Annotated in this window: 2 protein-coding genes; both read left to right on the forward strand. The window is 62.4% G+C overall.

The window, feature by feature from the left end:
- The coding region (locus ACFVYC_RS22295) for an arginase family protein (protein WP_387554422.1) at positions 1–753 on the forward strand (753 nt) is incomplete at its 5' end.
- Positions 754–854: 101 nt separating this feature from the next.
- On the forward strand, positions 855–1,925 hold the full coding sequence (locus ACFVYC_RS22300) for an NAD(P)-dependent alcohol dehydrogenase (RefSeq protein ID WP_387554424.1): 1,071 nt from the start codon (positions 855–857) through the stop codon (positions 1,923–1,925).
- Positions 1,926–1,927: the final 2 nt, after the last annotated feature.

Here is a 1,927-nt window from a genome sequence, read left to right on the forward strand (position 1 = left end):
GTTCTTCGCGTGGACGTCGAACCCTTCGACGCCGATGACACCCCGGAAGAAGGCATTGCACACCGAAGCGCTCTGCTGAAGCAACTGCGCCACGCGCGGGCCCTGCTGGCCGAAGCACAACCGGACAAGGTCGTCGTCTTCGGTGGCGACTGCCTCGTCGAACAGGCTCCGTTCTCCTACCTCAACGAGCGGTACGACGGCAAGCTCGGCGTCCTCTGGATTGACGCTCACCCCGACATCAAGACCCCCGAAGAATGGGCAAACGCCCACACGATGGTCCTGGGCAACCTGATGGGCGAAGGCGACGCGGAGTTCGCCGCTGAAGTGCCCCAAAAAGTGCAGCCCAACCGGGTGATGTACGGGGGCCTGCGAGAAGTAGGGCTGACCGAGCAGGAGAACGAGGTCATCAAACGGCTGGGTCTTCGCATTGCCAGCCCGGAGGCGCTGGCAATCGACAGCTCCGCGATCCTCACCTGGATCAAAGAGGAAGGTATCGAGCACATCGCCATTCACCTTGACGTCGACGTACTCGACCCGGCATCGTTCCGCTCGGTCCTGTTTGCAGAACCCGACCCCGAAATCGACTGGCTCGAGATGTACCCGGCGGGAAAAATGACACTCGCCCAAGTCATCCGTGTCATGAACGATGTGGCAAGCGAATGTGAGGTTGTCGGGCTCGGTGTGTGTGAGCACCTGCCCTGGGACATGATCCACCTCAAGCAGGCCCTGGCCGCATTCCCCGTCATCTCCTAAGCAACCGGCAACAAGCTCCCCTCAACGCACCTCCGGCGCCAGTCGTGGGCACCAATTCTCATGTGCGCACTCACGTCGGGTCGATCAAGAACGGAATACTCATGTCTGAAACTATGCGCGGCTACGCGATGCTACGAATCGGAGAAGTCGGTTGGATTGAAAAGCCAATACCGAACCCGGGCCCACGCGACGCCCTGCTCAAACCGCTCGTCGTCGCCCCCTGCACCACAGACGTCAAAACTGTCTGGAAGGGCGCTCTCGGCGAACGCACCGACATGATCCTCGGCCATGAAGCCGTCGCCGAAGTCGTCGAGGTCGGCAACCTCGTTAACGACTTCTCCGCCGGCGACGTCGTCGTGGTTCCAGCGGTGACACCGGAATGGAGCTCGCTCGAAGCACAGGCCGGACACTCCTCACACTCCGGCGGCATGCTCAACGGCTGGAAGTACTCGAACACCTCCGACGGTGTCCTCTCGGAATTCTTCCTCTGCAACGATGCCGACGGCAACCTCGCCCGCGTCCCCGAGGGGGTTTCCTACGAGGAAGCCACCATGCTCTCGGACATGATCCCGCCCGGCTTCCAGGCAGTCGAGTACGCCGACGTCCAGTTCGGTGACACTGTCCTCGTCGTAGGCTCAGGCCCGGTCGGCCTGATGGCCATCGCAGCCGCTTACCTCCGTGGCGCCTCCCGTGTCATCGCCGTCGGTAACCGTCCCGCCACCCTCAAAGTCGCAAAACACTACGGCGCAACCGACGTCATCGACTACAAGCAGGGGCGTATCGACGAGCAGGTAATGGACCTCACCGGCGGCCGCGGCGTAGACCGGGTCTGCGTTTGCGGAGGAGACGGAGACACCTTCGCCGCCGCCGTCCGAGCCCTCAAACCCGGCGGCAAGCTCGGAAGCGTCATCGCACTTGCCGGTACCGACGTCGTCAAGGTTCCCTCCGACGGGTGGGGCTTCGGCATGGGCGACAAACAGATCGTCGGCGGGGCAATGATCGGCGGCCGCTACCGCACCGAAAAACTCGCCTCCCTCCTCGCATCCGGACGACTCGACGTCTCACCCCTGATCACCCACCGCTACGAGGGCTGGGACTCCATCGCAGGCTGCCTTGAAACCGCACGCAACAAGCCAGCCGACATGATCAAATCCGTCATCAAACTCACCTAACT

This window comes from Pseudarthrobacter sp. NPDC058329 (assembly GCF_042879835.1).
Classification (GTDB): Bacteria; Actinomycetota; Actinomycetes; order Actinomycetales; family Micrococcaceae; genus Arthrobacter.

Bases quoted from the DNA above. Each gene is read 5' to 3' on its own strand.
- ACFVYC_RS22300 (WP_387554424.1), top strand. From the start codon at position 855: ATGTCTGAAACTATGCGCGGCTACGCGATGCTACGAATCGGAGAAGTC.